This window comes from Candidatus Seongchinamella marina, assembly GCF_026262685.1.
Classification (GTDB): Bacteria; Pseudomonadota; Gammaproteobacteria; order Pseudomonadales; family Halieaceae; genus Halioglobus; species Halioglobus marinus.
The window spans coordinates 11,360-33,920 of record NZ_SHNP01000007.1 but is presented as its reverse complement, the minus strand read 5'-3'; the positions used below and the strand labels follow the sequence as shown (position 1 = coordinate 33,920).

At 55.4% G+C, this 22,561-nt stretch carries 22 protein-coding genes; 17 read left to right on the top strand and 5 right to left on the bottom strand.

Annotated elements, in window-relative coordinates:
* Positions 1 to 5 precede the first annotated feature (5 nt).
* The 10 genes from EYC87_RS17085 to EYC87_RS17040 are packed head-to-tail and all read left to right on the top strand — an operon-like array spanning position 6 to position 10,678.
* The gene (locus EYC87_RS17085) at positions 6 to 1,526 is read left to right on the top strand and encodes a tetratricopeptide repeat protein (protein ID WP_279253941.1); all 1,521 of its coding nucleotides are present in this window, start codon (positions 6 to 8) and stop codon (positions 1,524 to 1,526) included.
* Positions 1,523 to 3,595: a PEGA domain-containing protein gene (locus EYC87_RS17080; protein WP_279253940.1), complete on the top strand. Its 2,073-nt coding sequence runs from the start codon at positions 1,523 to 1,525 to the stop codon at positions 3,593 to 3,595. Before EYC87_RS17085 ends, EYC87_RS17080 begins: the two co-directional genes overlap by 4 nt.
* Positions 3,596 to 3,599: 4 nt before the next feature.
* A complete protein-coding gene (locus EYC87_RS17075; RefSeq protein WP_279253939.1) occupies positions 3,600 to 3,815 on the top strand; it encodes a hypothetical protein in 216 nt (71 codons plus the stop codon).
* 9 nt (positions 3,816 to 3,824) lie between these two features.
* Entirely contained in the window at positions 3,825 to 4,622 is a 798-nt protein-coding gene (locus EYC87_RS17070; protein ID WP_040540496.1) for a MotA/TolQ/ExbB proton channel family protein, read from the top strand.
* The gene (locus EYC87_RS17065; protein WP_279253938.1) at positions 4,619 to 5,869 is read left to right on the top strand and encodes a hypothetical protein; all 1,251 of its coding nucleotides are present in this window, start codon (positions 4,619 to 4,621) and stop codon (positions 5,867 to 5,869) included. Before EYC87_RS17070 ends, EYC87_RS17065 begins: the two co-directional genes overlap by 4 nt.
* Positions 5,870 to 5,871: 2 nt before the next feature.
* On the top strand, positions 5,872 to 6,963 hold the full coding sequence (locus tag EYC87_RS17060) for a vWA domain-containing protein (protein WP_279253937.1): 1,092 nt from the start codon (positions 5,872 to 5,874) through the stop codon (positions 6,961 to 6,963).
* Positions 6,963 to 7,961, top strand: coding sequence for a VWA domain-containing protein (locus EYC87_RS17055; RefSeq protein ID WP_279253936.1), 999 nt, complete (start codon positions 6,963 to 6,965; stop codon positions 7,959 to 7,961). Before EYC87_RS17060 ends, EYC87_RS17055 begins: the two co-directional genes overlap by 1 nt.
* Positions 7,933 to 8,649 carry a hypothetical protein gene (locus EYC87_RS17050; RefSeq protein WP_279253935.1) on the top strand — a complete coding sequence of 239 codons (717 nt, stop codon included), beginning with the start codon at positions 7,933 to 7,935 and terminating at the stop codon, positions 8,647 to 8,649. Before EYC87_RS17055 ends, EYC87_RS17050 begins: the two co-directional genes overlap by 29 nt.
* Positions 8,646 to 9,299, top strand: a complete 654-nt coding sequence (locus tag EYC87_RS17045; protein WP_279253934.1) for a hypothetical protein — start codon at positions 8,646 to 8,648, stop codon at positions 9,297 to 9,299. Before EYC87_RS17050 ends, EYC87_RS17045 begins: the two co-directional genes overlap by 4 nt.
* Before the next feature lie 2 nt (positions 9,300 to 9,301).
* The gene (locus tag EYC87_RS17040) at positions 9,302 to 10,678 is read left to right on the top strand and encodes a M48 family metalloprotease (protein WP_279253933.1); all 1,377 of its coding nucleotides are present in this window, start codon (positions 9,302 to 9,304) and stop codon (positions 10,676 to 10,678) included.
* 4 nt (positions 10,679 to 10,682) lie between these two features.
* On the opposite strand, the gene EYC87_RS17035 is transcribed toward EYC87_RS17040, so the two are convergent.
* The 5 genes from EYC87_RS17035 to EYC87_RS17015 all read right to left on the bottom strand — a co-directional run bounded on the left by EYC87_RS17035 (position 10,683) and on the right by EYC87_RS17015 (position 13,859).
* On the bottom strand, positions 10,683 to 10,994 hold the full coding sequence (locus tag EYC87_RS17035) for a DUF2288 domain-containing protein (protein ID WP_040540488.1): 312 nt from the start codon (positions 10,992 to 10,994) through the stop codon (positions 10,683 to 10,685).
* The gene (locus EYC87_RS17030) at positions 10,987 to 11,637 is read right to left on the bottom strand and encodes an MBL fold metallo-hydrolase (RefSeq protein ID WP_279253932.1); all 651 of its coding nucleotides are present in this window, start codon (positions 11,635 to 11,637) and stop codon (positions 10,987 to 10,989) included. Before EYC87_RS17030 ends, EYC87_RS17035 begins: the two co-directional genes overlap by 8 nt.
* 72 nt (positions 11,638 to 11,709) lie before the next feature.
* Positions 11,710 to 13,017 carry a dicarboxylate/amino acid:cation symporter gene (locus tag EYC87_RS17025; protein WP_279253931.1) on the bottom strand — a complete coding sequence of 436 codons (1,308 nt, stop codon included), beginning with the start codon at positions 13,015 to 13,017 and terminating at the stop codon, positions 11,710 to 11,712.
* On the bottom strand, positions 13,014 to 13,247 hold the full coding sequence (locus EYC87_RS17020) for a hypothetical protein (RefSeq protein WP_279253930.1): 234 nt from the start codon (positions 13,245 to 13,247) through the stop codon (positions 13,014 to 13,016). The genes EYC87_RS17025 and EYC87_RS17020 overlap by 4 nt, the downstream gene beginning before the upstream one ends.
* A gap of 108 nt (positions 13,248 to 13,355) precedes the next feature.
* Entirely contained in the window at positions 13,356 to 13,859 is a 504-nt protein-coding gene (locus tag EYC87_RS17015; RefSeq protein WP_279253929.1) for a SixA phosphatase family protein, read from the bottom strand.
* 315 nt (positions 13,860 to 14,174) lie between these two features.
* On the opposite strand from EYC87_RS17015, the gene EYC87_RS17010 reads away from it, so the two are divergent.
* The 7 genes from EYC87_RS17010 to nuoH all read left to right on the top strand — a co-directional run bounded on the left by EYC87_RS17010 (position 14,175) and on the right by nuoH (position 22,558).
* A complete protein-coding gene (locus EYC87_RS17010; RefSeq protein ID WP_050756456.1) occupies positions 14,175 to 14,579 on the top strand; it encodes an NADH-quinone oxidoreductase subunit A in 405 nt (134 codons plus the stop codon).
* Positions 14,579 to 15,223: a NuoB/complex I 20 kDa subunit family protein gene (locus EYC87_RS17005; protein WP_007228239.1), complete on the top strand. Its 645-nt coding sequence runs from the start codon at positions 14,579 to 14,581 to the stop codon at positions 15,221 to 15,223. The genes EYC87_RS17010 and EYC87_RS17005 overlap by 1 nt, the downstream gene beginning before the upstream one ends.
* Positions 15,224 to 15,289: 66 nt before the next feature.
* On the top strand, positions 15,290 to 17,041 hold the full coding sequence (nuoC, locus tag EYC87_RS17000; RefSeq protein ID WP_007228226.1) for an NADH-quinone oxidoreductase subunit C/D: 1,752 nt from the start codon (positions 15,290 to 15,292) through the stop codon (positions 17,039 to 17,041).
* A 4-nt stretch (positions 17,042 to 17,045) separates the two neighbouring features.
* Positions 17,046 to 17,549, top strand: coding sequence for an NADH-quinone oxidoreductase subunit NuoE (gene nuoE / locus EYC87_RS16995; protein WP_279253928.1), 504 nt, complete (start codon positions 17,046 to 17,048; stop codon positions 17,547 to 17,549).
* Positions 17,546 to 18,841: an NADH-quinone oxidoreductase subunit NuoF gene (gene nuoF / locus EYC87_RS16990; RefSeq protein ID WP_279253927.1), complete on the top strand. Its 1,296-nt coding sequence runs from the start codon at positions 17,546 to 17,548 to the stop codon at positions 18,839 to 18,841. Before nuoE ends, nuoF begins: the two co-directional genes overlap by 4 nt.
* On the top strand, positions 18,841 to 21,612 hold the full coding sequence (gene nuoG, locus EYC87_RS16985) for an NADH-quinone oxidoreductase subunit NuoG (RefSeq protein WP_279253926.1): 2,772 nt from the start codon (positions 18,841 to 18,843) through the stop codon (positions 21,610 to 21,612). The genes nuoF and nuoG overlap by 1 nt, the downstream gene beginning before the upstream one ends.
* Positions 21,605 to 22,558, top strand: coding sequence for an NADH-quinone oxidoreductase subunit NuoH (gene nuoH, locus EYC87_RS16980; protein WP_279253925.1), 954 nt, complete (start codon positions 21,605 to 21,607; stop codon positions 22,556 to 22,558). Before nuoG ends, nuoH begins: the two co-directional genes overlap by 8 nt.
* Positions 22,559 to 22,561: the final 3 nt, after the last annotated feature.

Here is a 22,561-nt window from a genome sequence, read left to right as displayed (position 1 = left end):
AGCCAATGTCTTCCCACAACGAGCAGTTGGAGCCAACGCCCTTTGAGCTCGCTCCGCAAACCGCACCCGAGCAAATTGCCACCAAATCCCCCCCGGGCTGGGTTCTCCCTGCTCTGGGTGGTTTAGCGCTGCTGGCACTGATCGTCGTTTTTTGGCTGCCAGCACAGGTCAATGAGCCTGCAAGCTCCAGTGCCGGACCGGAGCCCATTCCCGAGGCCGCCTCCGTAACAAAGGCGGCTCCAAAAGCCGAGGCCGAACCGGCAGCCGACGTCTCGCCCTGGTCTGACGCGCAGGCAGCCAAACTGCGTAAAGAGGCACAAGCAGTGCTGCAAGAACTGCTGGATCTGCAATTCGCACTGGATGAACGTGGTGCGAGCGAGTGGTCCGCCGAGGCCTATGCCGAAGCATTGGCAACAGCGCAAACAGGCGACGAACTCTACCGTCAAAAACAGTATGTAGAGGCTAAGAATAAATACCAGCAGGGCCTCGTTCAGCTGCAGGCAATCAACGCCAGCATCCCCGCAGTAGTTGATCAACAACTCGCCCTGGTTCTTGATGGCATAGAGCAGTCGATGATCGAGCAGGCACAAACTGCACTGGCACTGGCAACGCTGATCGAGCCAGAAAACGCCGCTCTACCGCAACTACAACAGCGGGTAAATGTGCTGCCGACCCTCATTGAACACATGGAACAAGCCCAACAAACAGAAAGCACAAACGACCTCGCTGCCGCTCGAGACCAACTCCAACTAGCCACTAAACTAGACCCTCTGCACCAGCGCGCTGCCAGTGAGCTAGAACGGGTTAGCGACGCACTCATTGACCAGCAGTTTAACGATGCCATGAGCGACGGCTATGTCGATCTGGATGAAGGCAGCTACAGCAGCGCCAAAGGCCATTTTAGTCGTGCCGCTGGCCTGCGCCCGGGTTCAGCCGAAGCTGGCAGTGCGCTGCAGGAGGTCAGCGTCGCCCAACAGGCCAACCACCTTACCAGCCTGAAACGACAAGGCGACAAGCTTGAGCAATCGGAACAGTGGCAGCAAGCCGTGGATACCTATCAGAGCGCGCTGGAGATGGATGCCAGTTTACTTTTCGCAGTGGAGGGTCTGGAACGCAGTCAGTCACGCGCTCGCGTCGACAAGCAATTTCGCGCCGCGATGCTACAACCCAATCGGCTTTCTGATGTGGCAGTAGCCGAAGCCACAGAAAAGCTTTTGACTTATGCCGTTACCATCCCCGATCAGGGCCCGGTATTGAAAGAACAGATAGCCACCCTGAAAGTGTTGCTAAAGCGGGCCAACACCCTGGTTCCTTTGACCCTGCGCTCAGATGGCGAAACAGAGGTCATTATCTACAAGGTCGCAAGACTGGGCACCTTTGAGCAGCGTCAGTTGACGCTTCGCCCAGGTACTTACCAGGCCCGCGGCAGTCGATTAGGGTATCGTGACGTTTTACACAAGTTCACCATCGACTATCAGGGCAACTCTGCCCCGCTTGATATCACCTGCACGGAGCGCATTCTTTGAGCCCGGCTAATCAGGAAGACCCACTCAGTCCTATCCAACCCAGCGCCTTCCAACCGCTGGGCAACGAAGTAGAGGTAAAAAAGTCCGGTATTGCACCCCTGCGACTATTGCTGGCAGCCACAGCCCTGATTTTTATCGTGGTGATGGGGTTTTTGCTCACCGCCAGTTCACTGCAAATCATCGTTGAGAGCGAGTCGCAGGCCGAGGTCACTATCAGCGGCCTTGCCCTCCCCTTTGGCGAGCGCTACCTGCTGCGTCCCGGTGATTACAGCGTGGCTGTTGAAGCTCCCGGTTATCACCACTTTGACACGGTCGTTACCGTTACCGACGGCGACAGCCAGAGTGCCACCCTGGTGTTGCAACCCCTTCCCGGTGTGGTCACCGTTGAGACCCGGCCAACCGGAACCCGGGTGCTGGTCGACGGTCAGCATCTGGGCGACACCCCGCTCGCTGATCTCGCCCTTGAGCCCGGTGAAAGACAGGTCAGGCTAGAGGCCGATCGCTACCTGCCCCACGAGCAGGTTCTGGATGTCACCGGCAGACAAGTTCCACAGCAGCTATCGGTCGATCTGCAACCCGCATGGGCACAGCTAAGCCTGAGCAGCGAGCCTGCCGGGGCGGATATTCTGGTGGACGGCGAAATTGTTGGCGTAACGCCAACGGTCCTGGAGGTAATCCAGGGTGATCGTCAATTAATGCTGCAGCTTCCCACGTATGCAAGCTGGCAGCAGGACCTGGTGGTGACTGCAGGCCAACCCCAAGATTTGGGCACTATCAAGCTACAGCCCGCTGCTGGTCTGCTGCAGTTGGCCAGCACACCCAATGGCGCGAACGTCACCCTGGATGGCGAGTTTCAGGGGCAAACACCACTGGAACTGGAGATTACCCCTGGCCGACCCCACCGACTGGCCGTGTTCAGACCGGGCTACCGACGCCATAGCGAGGCTGTGGAGCTGGCCGCAGCCGCCGTCGAAGCCCGCACTATCCGGCTGAGGGCCCAGCTGGGCGAAGTCAAATTTAGAATTTCTCCGGCTCAGGCCATCTTGCGTGTTAACGGCAAACCGCAGGGTAAGGGCAGCCAGGTACTGTCGCTACCCGCAGTCGCGCAACGGGTAGAAATAAGCCTGGACGGCTATGCCCCGGTGAAACGCACAGTGACACCTCGCCCAGGGCTTCAGCAATTGGTGGAGGTCAGCCTGCAAACAGCTGCCGAGGCGAAAGCCGCGAGGAACAAGCCAGAAATTACCACCGCACTGGGACAAACCCTGCTGCTGTTTCATCCTGCAGACTCACCCACCGCTAATTTCAGCATGGGAGCGTCAAGGCGAGAGCCGGGTAGACGTGCCAATGAAGTATTACACCCGGTTGCATTGAGCCGCAGTTTCTATCTGCAAACCACAGAGGTGACCAATGCGCAGTTTCGTCTGTTTACCGGCGCGCATGATTCCGGGCAAATCGAGGGCAACAGCCTCAATCGGGACCACCAACCTGTCGTTCAGATTAGCTGGCAACAGGCCGCAGCCTTCAGCAACTGGCTGAGTAAGCGCGAGGGCCTACCGCCCTTTTATCGTGAAACCAACGGCATTATCACGGGCTACAATCCTTCCAGCACAGGCTATCGAATGCCTACAGAAACAGAATGGGCCTGGGCTGCGCGCAGCAATGGGGACAGCCTGTTGAAATTTCCCTGGGGAGAAAACTTCCCACCCAGCACCGCCGTTGAAAATTATGCCGACAGCAGTTCAGCCTACGTCACCGGACGGGTATTGAGCGCTTATAAGGATGGTCATGTCACCAGCGCGCCCGTCGCCTCTTTCCCTGCTAGCAGTAAAAGACTCTATGACCTGGGCGGCAATGTCGCAGAGTGGGTGCACGATGTTTACAGCATTCCCTCGGCCAACGGTTCGCTGCAAACCGATCCACTGGGCGCCCAGTCTGGCGATAACTATGTCATTCGCGGCGCCAGCTGGTCTCACAGTCGGATCGCGGAATTACGCCTGTCATACCGAGATTATGGGCAAGCGGGGCGTGATGACGTAGGATTCAGAATTGCGCGGTATGCGGAGTAAGGTCATGAACAAGCTGTTAATACTACTGCTGGCACTCTGGGGCACACCTTTGTGGGCTCAAGCCGACGTCGAGGAACAAGACGCTGGCGACACAACCGAGACTGAAATAGAAGCGAAAACGGAGCAGGCAGCACCCCGCCCCGCGACCGATCCCTTTGATTACGAATCCTCCGAGCAAATATCTGAAGACCTCTCGGTCTCCTTTCCGGTGGACATATAGGACCCGCTCATGAAGCAAAGGATGTCATCAGAATTCATTTACCAGTTGTTTGCCCTGCTGATTGCGGTGATCGTGGTTCACGCGGTTTACGTGGGCGCAATCCGCCCCGCAGCGGATACCCAGATTCGCCAGGAAATGGAGCTGCAAGCAGCTGGAGATGACTATGTCCCGCAGCGAAGCTTTGTTGTGGTCATCCGCGATTTTGAGCAAGAAGCCTGTTTCATTTTGTTGATATGGGCGCTGGCTATCATGGGCTACAAGGGTAAGCGAACCATCGGCGAGCAAAGTCTGTTAGATCGTCGTTTGCTGGACATTCCCGAGGGCACCAGTGTGCTGCCCGAAGACGCCCGAGAGTACAGTCGGTCACTGGAGGCGCTACCGGAGCAAGAGCAAGACTATTTATTACCGCGAACCTTGCTGTCTGCCCTGCAACGCTTTGCGACCACTGGCAGTATTCAGGCGGTATCTGACACGATCAAGGAAAGCTGTGAAATTGAGGCTGACCGACTGGACTCCGAACTATCCATGGTGCGCTACATCGCCTGGGCGATTCCCTCCATCGGCTTTATCGGTACCGTGCGCGGTATTGGCGAAGCCCTGGGCCAGGCTTACAAGGCGGTGGAAGGAGATATCTCCGGTGTCACCGTCAGCCTCGGTGTTGCCTTTAACAGTACCTTCGTCGCGTTGGTACTCTCTATTGTCATCATGTTCTGCCTGCACCAGTTGCAGTTGTCTCAGGAACGCCTGGTGCTGGATTGCCAGCGCTACTCAGACAAGCGCCTACTGCGTCACCTGGTATCCGCATGACCGTTGCCCTGTTAGACACTAACGACTGTGTCCTACAGCTGTGGGGTGCGGGACCGGTGCAGCAAAGTCCGGGCTATGCACTACTGGAAGGTAAAGACTATCAGTTTGGTAACGACGCCAGAGGCAGCGCTCGCTTGCGCCCAAGGGACATTAACAGTCGATACTGGTGGCAGCTGAGCGTTGAACCTCTGCAGCCTGCGCTAGGCCCGGCACGTCATACCGCCGATCTGGTGCATGCACATTTACTGCAGCTGCACCGTGAGGCCGGACAGCCCAAGGAACTCTTGCTGGCTTGCTCTGGCAGTATGCAACGGGAGCAGTTGAGTTTGTTGCTGGGTATCGTTCAGCAATGCCCGTTTGAGGTCGTGGGTCTGGTCAATCGCAGTGCCCTGCTCGGTAGCCTGCACGGTGGTCCGGGCCGCCTGTTCCACCTTGAACTGCAATTACATCAGGCCCTGATCACTGAATTAGCGCAAAGCGGCAGCGAAATAATCGTGCAGCGCAGCGTGCCGTTGCCAGGTTGCGGTCTGTTGCAGTTGCAGGAGCGATTAGTGGAAGTGGTCGCCAGCGCATTTATTCGCCAGACACGCTTTGACCCCCGACGTAAGGCACAAACTGAACAGCAACTTTATGACGCTTTGCCCAAGGCACTGCAAGCATTGGCTAATAGTCCCGAAACCAATATTGAAGTTAATGGTTACCAGGCGCGCATTGCTGGCACAGATATGGTTAGCGCCGGACAGCGGCTGTTCACCGCCGCCGCTGAAGCAATGGGCAGTCTTTCTCCGGCAGACCGGTTAGTTGCCGATCCATTGGTGGCACTGCTACCTGGGGTACGAGACAAATTTCCCATCGCTCAAATCGCCGCTGGTGATGAACTATGGCGAGCGATGCAACAACTGACGGGCCACCTGCTTAATCGCGATGGCCCACTGAGTTTCATCACCGCCCTGCCCTGTTTAGCGGCCGACGATAGTAGCCCCATTGAACCGGTAGTCCTTGAACCCATGCCGGTGGCTATCACTCACCCCACTCACGTACTGATCGGCGCAACCGCAAAACCACTCACGGGCACTGTAAATCTAGCGCCGGGCCTGACGCTTGAGCAGCAGGCGCAGGGTTGGCTGCTGACAGGGGTCGCAACAATCAATGGCACAGCAGCAAAAGCGGATGAGCCTCTGGCTGCAGGCGATGTCATCGGCTCTGCCGACGGAGTTGCGTTTAAGCTGATCGAAGTCGTGGACTAGGCATGGCACGCCAGAAGCGCAGCTTTACCACTTTCAACCTCAGCTTTCTGGACATCATGTCCTGTGGCTTCGGGGCAGTGGTGTTGGTGTTTCTGATTATCGATCATTCTATGGAAATTCAATCGCAAGACCTTAACCAGGACCTGATGTCTGAAGTGAACCTGCTGGAGGAAGAAGTCACCGAAGGCAAGGAAGGCCTGGTGGCGTTACGCAACATTCTGTCTGACCTGGACATGGACATGGTAGAAGCCCAGGGGCGAGCCACCCGCATCACCGAACAGCTTGACGACTATGAAGCACTAATCGAATCCCTCAAAGACGATGGCTATACCGAGGATGAGGCCATTGAGAAGCTCAAAGCCGAGATCCGTTCGTTGGAGCAAGATGTCCAAAAGTTGAAAGAAGCTGCAGCTGAGGATGGGGGCAAAAGCGCTCGCACCTTTGTCGGTGAGGGGAACCGTCAGTACCTGACCGGCCTTAATCTCGGTGGCCGCAATATCGCCATCCTACTGGATATTTCTTCCAGTATGCTCGCCGATCGGCTAGTTAATATTATTCGCTTACGCAACATGGGTGACGCAGTGCAGCGACGGGCAGACAAATGGAGTCGCGCCCTGAACACAGTTGACTGGCTCACTGCTCAACTGCCGGTCAACGCCGATTATCAGGTTATCACCTTCAACGCCGAGGCCAAGGCACTACTGCCCACCACCGAAGGCAAGTGGCTTGAAGTCGCGGACCAGGCCCAGCTTGAAAAAGTATCCAGCGAGCTTCGCCAGATCGTGCCAAGTGGCGGCACCAGTCTGGAGAACGCTTTCATCGCCATGCAAAAGCTGTCGCCTTCCCCTGATAATATTTTCCTGATCACCGATGGCTTACCCACCCAGGGCACGTCCCCACCGCGCGGTACCAAAGTCAGTGGTAAGGATCGGCAAAAGCTGTATCGTCAGGCTATTCGCCAGCTACCCACAGGTGTACCGATTAATATTATTTTAGCCCCGATGGAAGGCGACCCCATGGCCGCATCCGAGTTCTGGCAGCTAGCGCAGGTGAGTCAGGGCACGCTTCTCAGTCCCTCCAGGGATTGGCCCTGATGGCCCGCCGGCGCGCCGCAGAGGAGTTCTCGCTGTCGTTTCTCGACGTGATTTGCTGTGGCTTTGGCGCAGTGATTCTGTTGCTGATGATCACTAAAACGGTGCAGCCACAAATCATCGAGGCATCCACCGTTAACCTGGAGGGCAAACTGGCTGACTTGCAGGAGCAGATCTATGACATCAGGGGCGAATCTGTCGTACTCAACCGCGACCTGAACGCAAAGCATAAACAGTTGTCGGAGTATACGGAGCGCATCGCTATTTTACAGGGTCAGCTCGCCAGTGCGCGTTCGCAATATGACAGTATTCAGGTAGAGACCAACAGCAACGATGTCATTACCGAGCAACTGGCGATAGCCCGCCAGCAACTGTCGGACGAGATGAAGCGATTACTGGGAAGCCAGTACCTTTCAAAAAACAACCTGATTGGTGGCATTCCGGTAGACAGCGAATACATCATTTTCATCATCGATACCTCAGGCTCCATGTTCTCTTATGCCTGGGAAAGAATGATTGAGGAAATACAGGCGACCCTGGCGATATATCCAGAGGTAAAAGGAATACAGGTAATGAATGACATGGGCCAGTACATGTTCAGTCGCTACCGGGGTCAGTGGATTCCTGACACCCCGGGTCGTCGCAAGGTGATCATGCAGAACTTGCGCAACTGGAATGTGTTCAGTAATTCCAGCCCAGTTGAAGGTATTACGGCTGCCATTCGAACCTTTTACGACCCCGGCAAGAAAATCAGTTTGTATGTATTTGGCGATGAATTTACCGGCGATTCTATCGCCTCGGTCGTGGAAACGGTGGATCGAATCAATCAGACGGACGCCGAGGGCAACCGCCTGGTAAGAATCCACGGCGTGGGTTTTCCCGTACAATTTATCCGTGCATCACATTTGCAGACCACAGGCATTCGCTTCGCTACACTGATGCGTGAACTGGCATACCGCAATGGAGGGACTTTTGTTGCGCTCAACGACTTCCGGCCCTGATATCCGAGCCCTTGGCGTGGCATTGCTGCTCGCTTTATTGGCGGGCTGTGGGCCAAATACGGTAAAAGTGGAGGGTAACTTCCCCGCTCCACTCATGGAACCGATACCCCTGACGCTAGGCGTCTGGTACCCAGAAGATTTTGCCAATCACGAGTTTTCAGACGAAGCCAAAACACGCTCGGAGCCGAGCTGGCTCGTCAGCACCGGTGATGCTCAGGTAGCGATGTGGGATACATTATTAGCAGGCATGTTCACTGAGTTGGTGCACATGAAAGGCGAGCCTGCGTCCGGTCAAATGAATCAACTGGTCAACGCAGTTTTAATCCCTCACGTGGACGAACTGCAATACGCCATACCCCAGCACACCAATATCAAAGTGTATGAAATCTGGATGCGCTATCGTTTCGAGTTGGTGACCACGTCGGGCGAACCCATCGCTGAGTGGACCATGGCTGCTTACGGCAAAACACCTACCGCCTTCCTGCGTAGCGATCAGGCGGCAGTAAACCTGGCGGCGGTGATGGCGTTGCGGGACGCAGGCGCAAACTTTGCCACCAGCTTTACCCGTGTACCCGACGTAGCGGCCTGGATGGATGGAGGACAGCAAGCTATAGATAACCCTCCTGCTGAAGTCGATCAAGTACTCGACGCGCCACCTGAGACTGAAAAGGCGGAGGTCGACTCATGAAAATGCTACTGGCTCTTGGCCTCGTTCTCATTACCACAGGTTGTGTCACCTCTACCGTCGACGAAATGGTTTTCAACGAGCCCCTTGCCGGGATTGGCGATTCCACCGTGGTTATTCTGGGTCGGCGTCACGCTAGCGACTACGAAACTGAACCTGACTTTATTGAATGCGTTGGTGATCACATATCCCGCAGAGACAACAGCATCACCGTGATAAACGAGATCGACTTTATTAACTCTCTGTACCCGTGGTTCGAACCGCGCACCGCCCCACTGCACCCCGAAGATATTACCCGTCTGCTTGAGCAGGACCCTGTTGCCCAACGCATGCTGGAACTGAAAACCGAGTACATGGTCTGGGTAGACGGCGTTACCGTTCAATCGGATTCTGCTGGTTCAATGACCTGCGGCATCGGCCCTGGCGGAGCCGGTTGCTTCGGTTTTGGCACCTGGAGTAACGACTCCAATTACGAGGCCGTTATCTGGGACTTCACCGACCAGGCCGAAGTAGGCCGGGTAAACACGACCGCCACAGGGCAGTCCTATATGCCCGCAGTAGTCGTCCCCATACCGATTATTGCGCCAGTGCAGGGCACTGCCTGCGACGGAATTGGCGATCAATTACTGGAATTTCTCTCCAGCGAGTATTGAAAATGCGCCTGCCCGTAGTCTTGTTACTCCTCACTATTGTCTTTGCGGCCAGCAACAGCATGGGAGCCAGCAAAGGCGAGGAAGAACACCAAAAGATTATCGATTCAGGGCAGATTTACGACGACCCTGAGCTACAAGCCTACATCAACCGCATCGGCCAGTCGCTGGTGGCAAACTCAGACAAACCAAAAGGCAAGTTTACCTTTACGGTACTCGACTCAGGCGTCATCAACGCCTTTGCCGCACCCAATGGTTTTATCTATGTGAGCCGCGGTTTATTGCCTTTCATGGATTCAGAAGAGGAACTGGCGGGCGTCATAGGCCATGAGATTGGACACGTCACCGGCAATCATCACGGCCGACGTGGACGAGCAGACATTACCAGTAAAATCGTAGCGACCACTGCTTACATTCTCACCGGCAGCGGTGACCTGGCAGAAGCCTCCACCATGTACGGCGCCGAATTGATCAGTGGCTTTGGCAGAGACATGGAATTGGAGGCCGACGGACTGGGCGCAGAATACATGTACAAAACCGGCTATGACCCACAGGCGCTGCTGGAAGTCATTGGCGTGCTCAAGGACCAGGAACAGTTCCAGCGCGTTAAAGCCAGAGCCACAGGCAAGCCGGCTGGCACCTATCACGGCCTTTATGCCAGCCACCCACGTAACGACAAACGCCTGCAAACTGTCATCCGCAAGGCGGGTGAACTGGATCTGGATGAATACGTGGAAAGCCCTGAACAAGCCGGTGAATTTCGGCGCCACATTGAGGGCCTTGTCTGGGGAGAGAGCGTACAAGGTCAGCGAGAAGAAAACCGCTACTACCACAGCAAACTGGCTTTTACTTTTGAACATCCCGAGGGCTGGTCAGTGAAGTCAAGCAGCAAGGCAGTGGTCGCAAGCTCAGCAGATGGCAGAACCTCCCTGACTATTACGCTGCGTAGAAAAGACAGCAGCAAGACCCCGGAATCGGTCCTCAAAAGCAGCGCCAGCGGCGACTTTAGCGAGGCTGCAGCACTGGAGCAAGCAGGACTGCAAGGTTATTGCGCCATCGCCAGTAGCAACGGCGTTGCAAAGCGATTAGCGGTTATCGACTACAACTACACTTACTTACTGCAGGGCGAGTCTGCAGATTTCGCCGCAAACGACCCTGTGTTACTCGAAATCATTAAAAGCTTCCGGCCCACTCACCCTAAGGAAAAACAGGCGGGCACCCCGCGTTACATACACTATATTCAAGTGCCCAGAGGGGCAACGTTTGCCAGCATTGCCTCCAGCATTCGTATTCCCTATGCCGAAGATCAACTGCGTTTGCTCAACGGAATGTACCCCCGAGGCGAACCCAGGACAGGGGACTGGATTAAAGTTATTCGATAAAACCTCAGGTCCGCTGCTGTACCAATAGCCACGGAGGGGCGACCACTGCCCACAGCTCCTGATTCACTTCGTACCAGACCAGTGCCTGATCATCGTGCACTGAAGCGATCTGGCCGTCTGCAATCCACTGCTGAAACTGGTCTGTGTTATCCAGCCCCAGTTGCACCGCCACTTCCACCAGGTTCAGGTCAGAGCCCACAGATATTGCATTACCATGAGCGTAGTAAGTTTGCAGGTCGTGCCAATTAATCCTTGCGGTCTGGCTGTGGTATTCCTTGCGCAGCAGCGCTTCGCGATCCTCGGGCATATCATCCATAGCGGGAATCCGAAACAAAGGGATTGCTGCGACGCTCCTCGCCAAAGGTGGATGTAGGCCCATGTCCCGGAATAAACGTGATGTTATCCCCCAAAGGGAAAAGTTTGCCACGAATACTGGCAACCAGGTCTTCGTGATTGCCCATTGGAAAGTCGGTCCGACCAATTGAGCCCTGGAATAACACATCGCCCACCCACGCAACATTTTGCGCCTGGTGGAGAAATACCACGTGACCCGGTGTATGCCCGGGGCAATGCAGCACCTGCAACGTTTGTTCGCCGACCGTTACAGTATCGCCGTCTTCAAGCCAGCGATCAGGTTCAAAAGCATCGGCGTGGGGAAACCCCGACATCTTGCACCACTCAGGCAATTTTTCCAGCCAGAAATTATCGGCTTTTTCCGGACCTTCTATGGTGATCTGCAATTGTTGGCGCAATACATCCGCCGCGGCGCAGTGATCCATATGAGCGTGGGTAAGGATAATTTTTTCGACAGTGGCATCCATTTTCGCCACCGCTTCCAAAATACGTTCGACATCGCCTCCGGGGTCGACGATGGCGGCTTTACCGCTGGCCTGACACTTTATAATGGAACAATTTTGCTGATACGGAGTCACCGGAACAATGGTGCACTGAATGGACATTTCTTAATTCTACTTTGGGCTATCGGGCGGTAAAGGATACCACAGCCCGCAGCGGGGCTGTGGCCTTGATTGTCAGATGGAAGGAACCACGCCAGGGTTCTCATCGCTATGCTGGTCTGCCTTCGGATCATCAAACACGTACTGGTCGAATTGCTTCTCACTCTTGGCAACGATTAGCGAGACTGTAGCGTCTCCGGTGACATTAACCGCTGTACGAACCATATCCAGGAGACGGTCAACACCAATAATGAGTGCGATGCCCTCGACCGGCAGGCCCGCTTGCTCCAGCACCAGCGCCAGCGTAATAAGACCTACGCCCGGAACTGCCGCGGTACCAATGGAGGCCAGAGTAGCGGTCAATATCACGGTAAGAAAATCACCCGTGGAGAGGTCCACTCCGTAGACCTGGGCGATAAATACGGTTGCCACGCCCTGCATGATGGCGGTGCCGTCCATGTTAATGGTTGCACCCAGCGGCACCGTAAAGCCTGCTACCGAATTGTGAACGCCCATCCGCTTTTCCACAGTGCGCAAAGTAATGGGCAAAGTGGCACCGGAGGAGGCAGTACTAAATGCAAAGGCCCAGATAGGGCGCATTTTTTTCAGCAATATAGCGGGAGAAAGGCCAGCCAGAGTCCGCAGCATAAAGCTATAGACACCCAGGGCATGCAACAGCAGTACACCCAGGACGGTAAAGAAATAAGCCGCCAGGTCAAAAATTGCGCCTATCCCCATGCTGGAGAACAACTTGGAAAGCAGCGCGAATACACCATAAGGCGCCAACTTCATCAGTACTTCCACCATTTTCATGATGACCGAGTCTACATCGCGGAAAAAACTGGCCAAGCGCCGGCCGGGTTCACCGGCGTGTGAGATGGCGTAGCCAAATAACAGGGCGAAGACAATAATTTGAAGCATTTTGCCGTCGGCCATCGCCTTAATCGGGTTCGAGGGAAATATATCTACCAGAACATCGGTCAATGGCGGCGCGGCTTTGGCCTGAAAGTCGGCGGCACCCTCAATGGCAACACCGGCCCCGGGACTGATCAGCACGGCAAAGAAAAGTGCCAAGCTAATTGCGATGGCGGTAGTGGCCATGTAAAAACCCAGCGTCTTGACTGCAATAGGCCCCATACGGGCACTGTCGCCAAGAGATGAAGCGCCGCAGATCAGAGAGACCATCACTAGCGGAACGACCAGCAGCTTCAGAGACGCGACAAATATGCGGCCCACCACGTCGAACAAACCGTTGACAAAGTAAACATCAACCAGTGATTTAAGCCCTTCGGAGACGCCAGTTGAGTGCACTAATAAGTTGATGATTGAGCCAACGGCGATACCCGCCACCATGGCTATCAAAATGCGATTGGTGAGGCTCACTCAGGGCACTCCCCATTCAGATAGCCACTCACCGAGTCGTGAGCGCAAGCATTGCAACCGGAGGAGTACTGCTTTTTACCACCTGATGTGAGGTCTGCACACACCGGCGCGTATTCCATGGTGCACACTTGCGGCCGAGGCTCTGCGCATTGAGTGACCAGGGTAGCAGTGGGCTGCGTTTGGCAGCCGACAATAAACAACGCAGCAAGCGCACCAAGGGCAATTCGCATCAAAAAACTCCGGTTTAGTTGGAAGGCGTGCAAAGCCTATCATTGTTGGCAGTGTAGTGCAGCAGGGCGCGCTTGCCAGATTAAAAATTCATCAACAGCAGAGTTCTCTCACTCCTTTGGCAGCTGTTTGGGGAACAGAGTTTGAACCAGCGTAGCGCATCCTGCTGAAGTCTGTGACCAGGTCTCCAGATCCAGCGTCATGCGCGCATAGCCGGCCGTGGGGAGGTTGTCTAATTGCCAGTGTCCAACTAACTCATTGAGCAATTCTGTGAGAGCCGGGTTGTGCCCTATCAGGAACACACTGCTCTGCTCGTCTGGCTGCATTGATATCCATTCGAGCAGATCTTGCACATCGAATGTATACAGTCTCTCATCGGTACGATGGTCAAAGTCGGTCAATGCAGACCATCCAGCGCAAAGGCCGAACAGGGTTAGCTGCGCACGTCTGGCAGGGCTTGCCACAATGCTTTGTGGCGCCAACTGGTGGGCTAGTGCTGCCCCCATGCGAGGCGCATCTCGCCGACCTCGCTTGTTCAGTTCGCGCTCTCTGTCAGACAGCTCAGGCTGATTCCAGGCTGACTTTGCATGCCTCATCAGATGCAACGTTTTCATGAATTAAGCTCTCATTCTTGCGTTTGGTCTACAACATGGCTAGAGTCATCTACGTTGTAAGTGGTAACTGTAACTGGTCGATTTACTTTCCCAAGTGGTTAGTGGTATGGGCAAGTGACCTCCATCAATGCCCAAAGGCCGATGTGGAGTAACTGTGCTGAGACGTAAAACAGTAGCACCATTTTGCCGACAGAGCGCCTTGTGCGCCCTGCCGAGGGACTCCTTTGTGCCCCACATTCATCCAAACACCCCCCGTTGCCTCGCCCGTGTATCCCCAAGCCTGGGATATGCCGCCGCATCCGGGAGGCCTATCGTTTGAGTTCAGCCGACACCAGCCTCCTTCCGTTTGTGATTTACTTCGTTGCCGTCCTGTTACTGGTGGCGACTATGCTTGGCTTGTCTTACCTGCTGGGGCAGCGAAGGGCCAACAACGCAACTAACCTTCCCTTCGAATCAGGCGTGCTCTCGGTCGGCTCCTCACAAATCCAGATGTCTGTTGAGTTCTACCTGGTCGCAATTTTCTTCGTAATCTTCGATCTGGAAACGGTATTCATCTTTGCCTGGGCGATTGCATTTTTTGAGCTGGGGTGGCAAGGCTTCATCGCGATTGCTGCATTCATCTTCGTTCTTGGAGTCGCCCTGATCTACGAACTAAGTACCGGCGCCCTGGACTGGGGAATCAAAAGCGGTCAGGGCCTACACCCCGAGGAGTTGCACTAGTGGAATGGAACCTTAGCAAGCCTGAGGATGTGATCGCCAGTTCACCCGGCGGGAGCGATATCAGCATAGAAGAGCAAATTAAACGCAATGTGTTCTTTGCCAGACTGGAAGACCTGATTGCCTGGGGAAGGGCTCACTCCCTCTGGCCCTTCAATTTCGGACTCTCCTGCTGCTATGTAGAAATGGCGACCTCCTTTACCAGTCGCCACGACATTGCCCGCTTTGGCTCGGAAGTAATTCGCGCCACACCTCGACAAGCCGATCTCATGGTTATCTCAGGAACTGTTTTTCGCAAAATGGCTCCGGTCGTTCAGCACCTCTACGACCAGCTACTGGAGCCACGCTGGATTATTTCCATGGGCTCCTGCGCAAACTCAGGTGGCATGTACGACATCTACAGTGTGGTTCAAGGTGTAGACAAGTTTATTCCTGTGGATGTTTACGTCCCCGGTTGCCCTCCCCGACCTGAGGCCCTGATGCAGGGATTGATGATGTTGCAGGACGCAATTGAGCAAGAGCGCAGGCCCCTGAGTTGGGTCGCGGGAGACCAACAAATTATAAAACCGGAAATGCCTGCACGCAGAGACATGCTGCAGAAAGAAAGAAATCTGGCCACAGAATTAAAGACGCCTGACCAGGTTTAACTGCAGTTACCTCCGCAAGCGCGGGGATGACGCTGACCAATAAAAATATAAGGGGCTAAAGCGCCAGTGCCACAAGCGCAGCAAACATCTGACAGCAACGCCACCGTGAACGGCCTGTTCAGCCGCTTTGGTGCGCCGTCATTTACGGCCCAGCCAACCCAGGACAACACCCCAACTTTATGGGTAGAACGGCACAAACTACTAGAGGTACTGGCACACCTGCGAGCCGAATTCCCCATGTTGCTCGATTTGTTCGGCATTGATGAGCGCCTGCGCGAGCATCGCCCCGAGGCCGCCCTGGACTTCACTATTGTTTACCACCTGCTGAGCCTGGAAGCGCGGGAAGAAATACGGATAAAAGTGGGCGTTAGTTCAGATGATGCATCGGTCCCGTCTGCGCACCTGATCTGGCCCAACGCCAACTGGTACGAGCGAGAAGCCTGGGACATGTACGGCGTAGAATTCTCCGGCCACCCCAACCTGCGCCGCATTCTATTACCGCCCACATGGGAGGGCCATGCGCTACGCAAGGACCATCCAGCCCGCGCGACCGAGATGGAACCGTTTAGCCTGGACGAAGAAAAACAAGCTGCGGAACAAGAAGCACTGCTGTTCAAGCCCGAGGAATGGGGCATGGCGCGGGCAACCGAAGACACCGAGTTTATGTTTCTCAATCTGGGGCCCAACCACCCTTCCGTGCATGGCGTGTTCCGTATCGCGCTGCAACTGGATGGCGAGGTGATTGTCGATGCGGTACCTGATATTGGTTATCACCATCGCGGCGCGGAGAAAATGGCAGAGCGCCAAACCTGGCACTCGTTCATTCCCTATACCGATCGCATTGATTACCTGGGCGGGGTAATGAACAACCTTGCCTACGTAATGGCAATAGAACAACTTGCGGGCATTGAAGTACCGCCGCGAGCCAAGATCATTCGCATCATGATGGCAGAGTTGTTTCGTATCTCCAGCCACCTCGTGTTCTACGGCACTTTTGCCCAGGACGTTGGCCAGATGTCTCCGGTGTTTTATATGTTCGCTGACCGGGAGCGGCTGTTTGGGATTATCGAGGCAATTACCGGCGGGCGAATGCACCCTGCCTGGTTCCGCATTGGTGGCGTAGCCCAGGACCTGCCGCAGGGCTGGGACAAAATGGTCAGGGAATTTATCGACAGCATGCCGGCGCGCATGGATCACTATCAAACTATGGCCATGGATAACAGCATTCTCAAACAGCGCACGGTGGGTATCGGTGAATACGATACAGCCGAAGCACTTTCATGGGGCATAACCGGGGCTTCGTTGCGCGCCACCGGCATGGATTTCGACCTGCGCCGCGACAGACCTTATGGCGGCTACGATGAGTTCGAGTTTGAGGTACCCATCGGCAATCGCGGCGACAGTTATGACCGGGCTGCAGTTCGAGTAGAAGAAATTCGCCAGAGCCTGCGCATTATTCGCCAGTGCCTGGACAACATGCCCGAGGGCCCTTACAAAAGCGAACACAAACTGACCACACCTCCACCCAAAGAACGAACCATGCAGGATATTGAAACCCTTATTCATCACTTCCTGTCGGTCAGCTGGGGACCGGTGATGCCGGTAGGCGAAGCGTCTTTCCCGATTGAGGCTACCAAAGGCATTAACAACTACCACCTGGTCAGTGACGGTGGAACCACCTCTTATCGCACCCGAATTCGCACGCCATCTTTCCCGGCTCTGCAACAAATCCCTGACTTTTGCAAAGGGCTGTTAATCCCTGACCTGATCGCAATCATTGCCAGCATAGACTTTGTAATGGCAGACGTGGACCGATGACGAGATGAGTGAAGCAAACTCCATGAACCTGATATCTGCCCTGAGCCAGGAAGAGCTACAGGCCATTGATGCAGAGATCGCGCATGTGCCTTATCGGGATGCAGTGGCCATAGACGCACTAAAAATTGTACAGGCGCATCGTGGCTGGGTATCGGATGAGAGCCTGAGCGCAATCGCAGCACACCTGCACATGTCGGCCGATGAGCTGGATGGAATTGCCACGTTTTACAACCTCATTTACCGCCGCCCGGTGGGCGACAAGGTCATTCTGCTTTGCAACAGTATCAGCTGCTGGATAAAAGGTTGCGAAAACTTACAGCAGCGTATTACCGAGGAACTGGGTGTCGAGTTAGGAGAGACCACCAGTGACAATCGCTATACCCTACTGCCTGTGACCTGCCTGGGTGCTTGCGACAAAGCGCCCGTAATGATGGTTGGCGATGAGCTGCATGAAGACCTCTGTGAAGAAAGCATCATAAGAATTTTGGGAGGGAGCACCACGCCATGAGCCTGACTACACCTCTCACCCGCAATGTGCGCGATGACCGCCGTCCTACTGACATGGCTGCCTACGAAGCCAACGGCGGCTACCTGGGTCTGCGGGCGGCACTTGCTCAGTCGCCAGAAGATTGCCTGCAAGTTCTTAAAGACTCTAATCTCCGTGGCCGCGGTGGTGCAGGCTTTCCGACGGGAATGAAGTGGAGCTTCGTTCCTATGGGCGACAAGTGCAGCCCAGGACATAAATACCTGATCTGCAACGCCGATGAAATGGAACCGGGCACCTTTAAAGACCGACTATTACTGGAATGCGACCCCCATCAGCTTATCGAAGGCATGATCGTTTCCGCTTATACATTGCAGGCCGATGTCGCCTATATTTTTATTCGCGCTGAGTATCATCAAGCCACTCGCCTGCTGCAAGAAGCAATTGCCGCCTGTCATGAAAAAGGTTATCTGGGGCAAGATATCCTCGGGACGGGCTATCAACTTGAGATGCACGTCCACTCCAGCGCAGGGCGCTACATCTGCGGCGAGGAAACCGCATTGATCAGCTCACTGGAAGGTAAGCGAGCCAACCCCCGAGCCAAGCCTCCTTTCCCCCAGGTGAGCGGTCTGTGGGGGCGCCCAACTATCGTCAACAACGTGGAAACATTGTGTAACGTCCATCACATCATTGAGCGCGGTGCCGAGTGGTTCAAGTCGCTAGGACTGACCGAAGATGCCGGCACCAAATTGTATGGCGTTAGCGGCCGGGTCAAGAACCCAGGATGCTGGGAGCTGCCAATGGGTACACCGGTGCGCCAGATCATCGAGGAGTACGCCGGCGGCATGGAAGACGGCTACAACCTCAAGGGCTTTCTTCCCGGAGGTGGCTCTACCGATTTCTTGACCGAGGAGCATCTGGACCTGGCGATGGACTATGACACCATTGGCAAGGCCGGTTCACGCATGGGCACTGGCACCATGATTATTCTGGACGACAAAACCTGTCCAGTCGGTTTTGTCAAAAACCTGGTCGCGTTTTTTGCACGTGAGTCCTGTGGCTTCTGCACCCCCTGCCGGGATGGACTGCCCTGGTCGGCCCAGGTGTTAGACGATATCCAGAATGACCGCGGCCAGGAAGAAGACATGGACACCCTGGCGCGTCAGGTGAAGTTTATTGGCGCTATCGGCAACACCCATTGCGCGCTCGCGCCCGGGGCGATGGAACCTCTGCAAAGCGCAATGAAATACTTTCCGGAAGCCTTTGAAAATCACCTGAGCGGCAACTGTCCCCACTGTAACGGGGGAACTCACTAATGCCCACAATTCGCATAGACGGCGTGGAATATGAAATGGAGGCAGGCAAGAACCTGCTGGAAAGCTGCCTGTCTTTGGGGTTGGACTTGCCCTATTTCTGCTGGCACCCGGCCATGGGTTCCGTCGGTGCCTGTCGCCAGTGTGCCGTTGTGCAATACCTGACAGACGAGGACGAACAATCCGGCCGTGGGCGCATCGTAATGGGCTGCATGACTCCGGTGACGGACGGGGCCATATTCTCACTCGATGGCGATCGGGCAAAGGGCTTTCGCGAGTCGGTAGTTGAGTCGTTGATGTTAAATCACCCCCACGATTGCCCGGTGTGTGCTGAGGGTGGCGAGTGCCACTTGCAGGACATGACTGTCATGGTCGGTCATCGAGATCGTGTCTACAGAGGGCAGAAAAACACACATCGCAATCAGTATCTCGGACCACTGATCAATCACGAGATGAACCGCTGCATCACTTGCTACCGATGCACCCGTTACTACAAGGACTATGCGGGTGGCACTGATCTTGCCGCACTCGCTTCCCATGACCACGTCTACTTCGGGCGCCACCAGGAAGGCGTACTGGAAAGTGAATTCGCCGGCAACCTGGTGGAAGTCTGTCCTACAGGCGTGTTCACCGACAAGACGCTGGTCAATGACTACACGCGCAAGTGGGACCTACAGTCCGCTCCCTCGGTATGCACCGGCTGTGCCGTGGGCTGTAATACAATACCCGGTGAACGTTATGGCCGACTCAAACGCGTTCACAACCGCTTTAACGCCGAGGTCAATGGCTATTTTCTTTGCGATCGCGGTCGTTTCGGCGCTAACTTTGTTAACAACGATGAACGCTTAGAAAGCCCCGGCTTACGCAACCAAACCGGATCCTACGACCCTGTGGATCATCATCACGCCCTGCAAGTCATGGCGGAAGCCTGCAGCGGTGCCCGAGTCGCCGGCATCGGTTCGCCCCGAGCATCTGTGGAAGCCAACTACCTGCTTCGCAACCTGGTCGGAGAGGATAACTTCAGTCCCGGCTTCAATGATGGAGAGCACAAACTGGTCAACCTGGCACTGGAGCTGCAGCAGGCCAGTTCAGCAGTCACTCCAGACATTCGCAGTATCGAATCTGCCGATGTAATTCTGATTCTCGGCGAAGACCTTACCAATACCGCGCCGCGACTCGCATTGGCCTTACGTCAGAGCGTGCGCAACAAGGCGTTTGAGATGGCCGCCGATCTGCGCCTGGAGTCCTGGCAGGATGCCGCTGTTCGCAATCTGGCCCAGGATCAACTCAGCCCACTGTTTATTGCAGCCACTGGCAGCACCCGACTGGCAGATGTAGCCGAGGAAAACATAACGCTGGCACCTCAAAATATTGCGCGCCTGGGAGCAGCAGTAGCCGCATCAATTTCAGGCCATACAGGAGAAGATCTCGAGCCGGAAATTGCTGGGCACGTTGAAGCAATCAGCACTGCTTTACGAGCGGCCAAACGACCGCTCATTATTTCAGGCACCAGCTGCGGCAACGCCGAGGTGATGCAAACAGCCGCCGACGTTGCAGAAGCACTTTGTCAGTCAGGCCAGCAGACCATGCTTACACTGACGGTGCCAGAAGCTAACAGCCTAGGTCAGGCGATGCTGGCGGGGCCTGATAGTCCCTGCCTCGGCAAGTTGGCTGCTGATGGCAACTTCGATGTCCTTGTTATTCTGGAAAACGACCTCTATCACCGTGCGCCGGAGCCAGAAGTCGAGCGTCTGCTCGCGGCCGCCGACACTGTTATCGTTTTGGACGGACTGGACAACCGCACCACTTCCGCAGCCAGTCTGGTTCTCCCCGCGGCCAGCTTTGCCGAAACAGAAGGTACGCTGGTTAGTTTGGAAGGCCGTGCACAGCGACACTACCCTGTGTTTGCGCCGAAGGGCGAGCGCAGGCCAGCCTGGGTCTGGTTGCTGGCCTGCAGCAAAGAGCTGGGACTTTCAACAGCTGCCGACCTGCATCATTTCGATGACATCACCCGAGACTGTGCCGCCAATATTGCCGACCTGGCGGGCATCACAGGGGCGGCACCTGACCATCATTTTCGTAATGCGGGCGTAAAAATTCCACGCCAGCCTCATCGTTACTCCGGGCGCACGGCAATGCGCGCCGATATCTCGGTACATGAACCGAAGCAGCCGGTCGATGAAGAATCACCCCTGGCATTCACCATGGAAGGGTTAAATCGTTCACAGCCTGGCTCATTGTTACCTTTTGTCTGGGCACCGGGCTGGAATTCAAATCAGTCGCTACACCGTTTCCAGTCAGAAGTTGGCGGACCCTTACGAGGCGGCACAGCGGGCATGCGTTTGCTGGGCCCGGGCCAAGCCAAAGAGTCAGGCCCGCGCGAGAACCCGCCAGCATTTTCACCCACTCAGGGCCAGTGGCAACTGGTACCCCGCTATCGCATCTTTGGTTCAGAAGAACTGAGCGCACTTAGCCTCGGAGTCGCAGAGCTTTGCGAAGACGGCTACATTGAAATACGTGCTGATGATGCCCTTGGCCTGGAGGTAGGCGAAGGCGATGGACTGAACCTGAACGACGGACTGGCCACCCTAGAAGTCAAAATCAACAATAGCATTGCAGCCGGTTGTATCGGCTACGCCGCTGGCCACAGTGGCACCGCCAACCTGACCCCAGGGGAGAATATCAGTCTACAAAAAGCCCAGGGCTGGAAGCGTCGTCGACCACAGCTGATCGGAAGTGACCGAAGCACAGAAATCGGGAGTGGCAATGACTGAACTAGGCACCATCAGCTTTGGACTACTGATTATCTTCGCCGCGGTCGGCGGAGCAGCCGTACTCACCTGGTTCGAGCGGCGCCTGCTGGGTGTCTGGCAGGATCGCTACGGCCCAAATCGACTGGGCCCCTTCGGTGTTCTCCAGGTCGCTGCCGATATGCTCAAGCTATTAACCAAACACGATTGGGTGCCGCCCTTTGCCGACAGACTGGTGTTTGTATTCGCTCCCACGGCAATTGTGGTTGCCATGTTACTGGGCTTTGCGGTGGTTCCGTTTGGACCTGATTTATACGTCCTTGATATCAACATCGGCCTGCTGTTCTTTCTGGGAATGACTTCACTGGCGGTATATAGCGTACTGCTCGGGGGCCTCGCCTCCAACAATAAGTATGCGCTGTTAGGCGGCCTGCGCTCGGCGGCCCAGATGGTTAGCTACGAAGTTTTCATGGGTTTGTCGTTGATGGGCGTTGTCATGTTGACCGGCAGTTTTTCAATGCGTGACATTGTCGAGGCCCAGCGAGATGTCTGGTACTGCGTGCCGCAAATATTGGGACTTTTCACTTTCATGATTGCGGGTATAGCAGAGAGTCATCGTCTACCTTTCGACCTGCCCGAGGCGGAGCACGAACTCACTGCCGGCTTCCATACCGAATACGGTGGCATGAAGTTCGCTATGTTCATGTTGGGGGAATACCTGGGGCTGATCCTGATCTGCTGCATGATTACCACTCTGTTTTTCGGTGGCTGGCTTGGTCCGGTACTGCCACCAGTGGTCTGGTTCTGCCTCAAGGTTTTCGCCCTGATCTGCTTTTTTGTATTGCTGCGGGCTGCCATTCCTCGCCCACGCTACGACCAGTTGATGTCCCTGGGCTGGAAGATCATGTTGCCGCTCACCCTGTTCAACCTGTTGCTGACCGGCGCGATCGCGCTCTGGATGGAGGGCTGATGT

Excerpts from the sequence above, each read along its gene's own strand:
- EYC87_RS17020 (WP_279253930.1), bottom strand. The coding sequence starts at position 13,247 with ATGCGAATTGCCCTTGGTGCGCTTGCTGCGTTGTTTATTGTCGGCTGC.
- EYC87_RS17065 (WP_279253938.1), top strand. The coding sequence starts at position 4,619 with ATGACCGTTGCCCTGTTAGACACTAACGACTGTGTCCTACAGCTGTGG.
- EYC87_RS17040 (WP_279253933.1), top strand. The coding sequence starts at position 9,302 with ATGCGCCTGCCCGTAGTCTTGTTACTCCTCACTATTGTCTTTGCGGCC.
- EYC87_RS17060 (WP_279253937.1), top strand. The coding sequence starts at position 5,872 with ATGGCACGCCAGAAGCGCAGCTTTACCACTTTCAACCTCAGCTTTCTG.
- nuoH (WP_279253925.1), top strand. The coding sequence starts at position 21,605 with ATGACTGAACTAGGCACCATCAGCTTTGGACTACTGATTATCTTCGCC.
- EYC87_RS17075 (WP_279253939.1), top strand. The coding sequence starts at position 3,600 with ATGAACAAGCTGTTAATACTACTGCTGGCACTCTGGGGCACACCTTTG.
- nuoE (WP_279253928.1), top strand. The coding sequence starts at position 17,046 with ATGAGTGAAGCAAACTCCATGAACCTGATATCTGCCCTGAGCCAGGAA.
- EYC87_RS17035 (WP_040540488.1), bottom strand. The coding sequence starts at position 10,994 with ATGGATGATATGCCCGAGGATCGCGAAGCGCTGCTGCGCAAGGAATAC.
- EYC87_RS17030 (WP_279253932.1), bottom strand. The coding sequence starts at position 11,637 with ATGTCCATTCAGTGCACCATTGTTCCGGTGACTCCGTATCAGCAAAAT.
- EYC87_RS17055 (WP_279253936.1), top strand. The coding sequence starts at position 6,963 with ATGGCCCGCCGGCGCGCCGCAGAGGAGTTCTCGCTGTCGTTTCTCGAC.
- EYC87_RS17070 (WP_040540496.1), top strand. The coding sequence starts at position 3,825 with ATGAAGCAAAGGATGTCATCAGAATTCATTTACCAGTTGTTTGCCCTG.
- EYC87_RS17085 (WP_279253941.1), top strand. The coding sequence starts at position 6 with ATGTCTTCCCACAACGAGCAGTTGGAGCCAACGCCCTTTGAGCTCGCT.
- EYC87_RS17015 (WP_279253929.1), bottom strand. The coding sequence starts at position 13,859 with ATGAAAACGTTGCATCTGATGAGGCATGCAAAGTCAGCCTGGAATCAG.
- nuoG (WP_279253926.1), top strand. The coding sequence starts at position 18,841 with ATGCCCACAATTCGCATAGACGGCGTGGAATATGAAATGGAGGCAGGC.
- EYC87_RS17045 (WP_279253934.1), top strand. The coding sequence starts at position 8,646 with ATGAAAATGCTACTGGCTCTTGGCCTCGTTCTCATTACCACAGGTTGT.
- nuoF (WP_279253927.1), top strand. The coding sequence starts at position 17,546 with ATGAGCCTGACTACACCTCTCACCCGCAATGTGCGCGATGACCGCCGT.